Annotated in this window: 5 protein-coding genes; 2 read left to right on the plus strand and 3 right to left on the minus strand. The window is 72.0% G+C overall.

Translation table 11 applies throughout. From position 1 onward, the window contains the following. Window positions 1-960, minus strand: a 960-nt coding sequence (locus ACYVE7_RS29615) for a ribonuclease D (RefSeq protein ID WP_460369286.1), incomplete at its 3' end; no start/stop codon positions are given. Between the two features lie 4 nt (window positions 961-964). Further along, the gene (locus tag ACYVE7_RS29620; protein WP_460369288.1) at window positions 965-1,516 is read right to left on the minus strand and encodes a DUF3000 domain-containing protein; all 552 of its coding nucleotides are present in this window, start codon (window positions 1,514-1,516) and stop codon (window positions 965-967) included. A gap of 199 nt (window positions 1,517-1,715) precedes the next feature. Here ACYVE7_RS29620 and hemE point away from each other — a divergent pair, with 199 nt between their 5' ends. Next, a complete protein-coding gene (gene hemE, locus ACYVE7_RS29625) occupies window positions 1,716-2,759 on the plus strand; it encodes a uroporphyrinogen decarboxylase (protein ID WP_460369290.1) in 1,044 nt (347 codons plus the stop codon). A gap of 51 nt (window positions 2,760-2,810) precedes the next feature. On the opposite strand, the gene ACYVE7_RS29630 is transcribed toward hemE, so the two are convergent. Then, window positions 2,811-3,674: a DUF4349 domain-containing protein gene (locus tag ACYVE7_RS29630; protein WP_460369292.1), complete on the minus strand. Its 864-nt coding sequence runs from the start codon at window positions 3,672-3,674 to the stop codon at window positions 2,811-2,813. Between the two features lie 207 nt (window positions 3,675-3,881). Here ACYVE7_RS29630 and hemG point away from each other — a divergent pair. Then, window positions 3,882-4,569 (plus strand): protoporphyrinogen oxidase (gene hemG, locus ACYVE7_RS29635; protein WP_460369294.1); only part of this gene is annotated, 688 nt, incomplete at its 3' end.

Here is a 4,569-nt window from a genome sequence, read left to right on the forward strand (position 1 = left end):
GTGGGCGGGCGGCGGGCCGTCGCCGGGCAGGTTCTGCTCGGGCAGCTTGGCGTCGGGCAGGGCGCGGGCCTTGGAGACCGCGCGCAGCCACTGGGTGGTGTGCCGGCGGGCGTTCCGGCCCTTGATCGCGGGGATGGCGAACAGATCGGCCATCGACTTGGGCTGGTTCAGCCCCATCTCGACGATCGCGGTGTCGGGCAGCACCCGTCCGGGGGACAGGTCCAGCTCGCGGGCGATCTCCTCGCGGGCCTCCCACACCTCCCGGACGACGGCCAGCGCGCGCCGGTTCCGCACCCGGTGGATCCCGGACGTGCGCCGCCACGGGTCCTGTCGGGGCGGCCTGGGCGGCGCCTGGGCGATCGCGGCGAACTCCTCCAGGGCCCACTCCAGCTTCCCTGCCTCGGTGAGCTCCTGGTGGAGGGCGTCACGGAGATCGACCAGCAGCTCGACGTCCAGGGCGGCGTAGCGGAGCCAGTCGTCGGGCAGCGGGCGGGTGGACCAGTCGGCGGCCGAATGGCCCTTCTCCAGCGCGTAGCCGAGGATCGACTCCACCATCGAGCCGAGCCCGACCCGCGGATAGCCCAGCAGCCGGCCCGCCAGCTCGGTGTCGAACAGCCGGCGCGGGATCATGCCCAGCTCCAGCAGGCACGGCAGGTCCTGGTTGGCGGCGTGCAGCACCCATTCGGCGTCGGCCAGCGCCCGGTTGAGGTCGAGCAGGTTCGGGCAGGCGACGGGGTCGATGAGCGCGGTGCCCGCGCCCTCGCGGCGCAGCTGGATCAGGTAGGCGCGCTGGCCGTACCGGTAGCCGGAAGCCCGCTCCGCGTCGACCGCTACGGGGCCCGTGCCCGCGGCGAACGCGGCGACGACGGCGTCCAGCGCCCTGTCGTCGGCCACCACGGAGGGGATGCCCTCCCTCGGCTCGAGCAGCGGCGTCGCTGCCTGATCCTGACCTTCGCTCACCTAGCTACCGTACGTCCTTCAGCTCGCTGACTCCGCGCGGGGGGAGCCCCGCCGCCATGCACATGACCTCGGTCCAGGCCCGCACGTGCGGGGTGAGATCGTCTTCCACGGGAGACCAGGATGCCCGCAGTTCGAGCTCCGTGGTGGAGGGTTCGTCCTGCTTCTCCCCGAAACTTTCGGAGATCGCCCGGGTGATCGTGCCGGATTCGGCGGCGAAACCGGCCACTTCCAGGGATTCGATCAGCCAGCTCCAGGCGACGGTCCCGATCAGCGGGTCCTCGGCCATCTCGGGCTCCAGCTCGGCCTGCACATAGGCGACCAGCCGGAACCTGCCGTGCCAGCTCCCGCGGCCCGCCGGGTCGTAGAGCAGGATCAGCCGGCCGTGGGCCAGTTCGTTGTCGTCCCTGACGACCGCCGCGGAGATCGCCGCGGAGTGGGGGGCGAGCCGCTGCGGCGCGGGCATCTCCTCGAACTCCAGTTCGGGGCGCTCGGGGTCGCCGGCCAGGGCCGAGGAGAACGTGTCGAGGGCCCGGAGGAACTCGGTCGGGGGCGTCATCTGCCGAGCGTAGATCTCTGATGGTGGTGAAGGCGGGGATGCCACGCCGGAAGGGCTCTGAGGCGAAGGGGGCACGTTTGAAAGTGACACACTCGTGGCCCCATTTGTGGGAAATTTCGCGGCGTGTCCCGAATCTCCGCGATGCGGGTTCGGCCACCCCGGCCCTGAGGCGGCCCGAGTCCATGGGACGATTTCCCACATGCCAGCAGAAGAATCGACGTTCCTGCGCGCCTGCCGCCGTCAGCCCGTGCCCCACACCCCGGTGTGGTTCATGCGCCAGGCAGGCCGTTCGCTGCCCGAGTACCTGCGGGTCCGCGAGGGAATCCCGATGCTGGAGGCCTGCGCGACCCCCGACCTCATCGTCGAGATCACGATGCAGCCGGTCCGCCGCTACGCGGTCGACGCCGCGATCTTCTTCAGCGACATCGTGGTCCCGCTCAAGGCCATCGGCATCGACCTGGACATCAAGCCCGGCGTCGGCCCGGTGATCGCCGACCCGATCCGGGACCGCGCCGCCGTCTCCCGGCTCCGCCCGCTCACCGGCGACGACATCCCCTACGTCACCGACGCGATCAAGGGCCTGGTCGGCGAGCTCGGCCACATCCCGCTGATCGGCTTCGCGGGCGCGCCGTTCACGCTGGCGTCCTACCTCATCGAGGGCGGCCCGTCGAAGAACCACGACCACACCAAGGCCATGATGTACGGCGAGCCCGAGCTGTGGAACTCCATGCTCGACGCGCTCGCCGACATCACCATCGCCTTCCTGAAGACCCAGATCGACGCGGGCGCGAGCGCGATCCAGCTCTTCGACTCCTGGGTCGGCGCGGTCGCCCCCGAGGACTACCGCCGCTACGTCTTCCCCCACACCCAGAAGATCTTCGAGGCGGTCGGCGCCGACGTGCCGAAGATCCACTTCGGGGTGGGGACGGGCGAGCTGCTGCACCAGATGGGCGAGGTCGGCGCGGACGTCGTCGGCGTCGACTGGCGGGTCCCGCTGGACGAGGCGGCGCGCCGCGTCCCCGCGGGCAAGGCGCTCCAGGGCAACCTGGACCCGGCCCTCCTGCTGGCGCCCTGGGAGGTCGTCGAGGAGCGCGCCCGCGAGATCCTGCGCCGCGGCCGCACCGCCGAAGGCCATGTGTTCAACCTCGGCCACGGCGTCCTCCCGTCGGTCAACCCCGACCAGCTCGCCCGGCTCGCCGACTTCGTCCACACCGAGTCGATCCGGCTCTCCGCCGAGGCCTGAACCCCGGCGGCGGCCCGAACCTCGGCGGCCTGAACGTCAGCGGCCTGGGCGTCAGCCCACGGGCTCCTTCTCCTGCTCGGCGGGCTCGGTGGGCTCGGCGGGGGGCGGGGTGACGGGCCTGCGGCGGCGCCGGATCACCAGCGCGGGGACGGCCAGCAGCGCGGCCAGCCCGGCGAAGGGGAGCAGCGCGCCGACCACGGTGAGGGTGCCGTCGACGAACGAGGTGAAGGCGTCCCAGCCGTTGCGCAGCCCCGGCAGGAACCCGGTCTCGTCCTTCGGCTTCGGCTCCTCGTGCTTGACGCTCGGCGGGTCGATGTTCAGGGTGACCGTCGCGAAGGCGGTGCGGCGGGCCAGGGACTTCTGCTTGGCCTGGAGTGACTCCAGATCGGCCTGGCGGTTGTCGATGTCGCCGCTGATCCGCAGCACCTCGGTGACGTTCTTCGCGTCGCCCATCAGGGCGCGCAGCCGGGTCAGCGCCGACTGGGCCGACTTGATCCGGGCGTCGACGTCGGCGACCTGCTCGGTGACGTCCTCCGCGGACTGCTTGAGCGAGATCTTCTCGCCGAAGTCCGTGCTCAGCTTCTCCAGGACGGAGGCGTACCGGTCTCCGGGCACCCGCAGCACCAGGCTCGCGGTCACCGGGTTGCCGCCGGTCTCCTCCTCGCCGACATAGCCGCCCTCGGCGACGACGAGCTGCTTGATCCTGGTCGCCGACACCTCGACCTGGTCGGAGCGGATCCGCAGGTTCGCGGTGTAGGCGACGGCCCGGTCCACGGCCGGCGCCTGCTTGGTCACCGGCACCTTGAGGTTCCCAGCGTCCTTGTCGACGGCCTGGTCGTCCAAGGTCTTGCTCTCGTTCGCATACCCGGCGGCCTCGCGGGCGGGCTTCGCCACGGGCGCGCTGTCGTCGGACATGGTCTGTGTCGAACTGGCGGAGCATCCCGACAGGAGGGCCACGACGGCGACCGCGCAGAAGGCTTTTCTCAGGTCCATGCCTCTTGGACGGGCGCCGCACCGATTTGCGTTGTCTGAGCCGGGTCGCGATCAGGTCACCGTTGGGTGACGCCGAACTCACAGGAGCCACCGGCCGTGGCACCCACCGGTGTCTGGAAGGGTGGGAGGGTGAACGCCAAGCATGTGGCGGTGGTGGGCGGCGGGATCGCCGGACTGTCCGCCGCCTGGTACCTGCACCGGGCGGGGCTCGCCGTGACCGTCCTGGAGGGCTCGCCCGAGGTCGGCGGCAAGCTGCGCACCAGCGAGCTGGCCGGGCAGCCCCTGGACGAGGGCGCCGAGTCGATGCTCGCCCGCCGCCCCGAGGGCCTGGAACTGGTGCGCGAGCTGGGCCTCGCCGACCGGCTCGTCTACCCGGGCACCACGTCGGCCGCCCTGTTCAGCCATGGCGCGCTCCGCCCCTTCCCGGCCGGGCAGGTGATGGGCGTCCCGTCGGATCTGAAGGCGCTCGCGGCGTCGGGCGTGCTCTCCCAGCAGGGGGTGGCGCGCGCCGCCCTCGATCTGGCCCGCAGGCCCACCCCACGCGGCTCGGATCTGTCGGTCGCCGACTTCGTGGGCGACCGCCTCGGCAGGGAGGCCGTGGACCGGCTGGTCGAACCGCTGCTCGGCGGGGTCTACGCCGGACGCGTCGAGGACCTGTCGTTCGAGGCGACCCTGCCGCAGCTCGCCCACGCCTCCCGCAGCCACCGTTCGCTGATCATGGCCGCGAAGGCCGTCAAGGAGGCCGCGCCCGCCGAGGCCGGGCCGGTCTTCACCACGCTGTCCGGCGGGCTCGGCGGGCTGGCCGCGCTGCTCGCCC

Source organism: Actinocorallia lasiicapitis (assembly GCF_054778695.1).

What these genes read in the sequence shown, in the direction of transcription:
- ACYVE7_RS29620 (WP_460369288.1), bottom strand. Translation starts at nt 1,516, where the DNA reads ATGACGCCCCCGACCGAGTTCCTCCGGGCCCTCGACACGTTCTCCTCG.
- ACYVE7_RS29630 (WP_460369292.1), bottom strand. Translation starts at nt 3,674, where the DNA reads ATGTCCGACGACAGCGCGCCCGTGGCGAAGCCCGCCCGCGAGGCCGCC.
- hemE (WP_460369290.1), top strand. Translation starts at nt 1,716, where the DNA reads ATGCCAGCAGAAGAATCGACGTTCCTGCGCGCCTGCCGCCGTCAGCCC.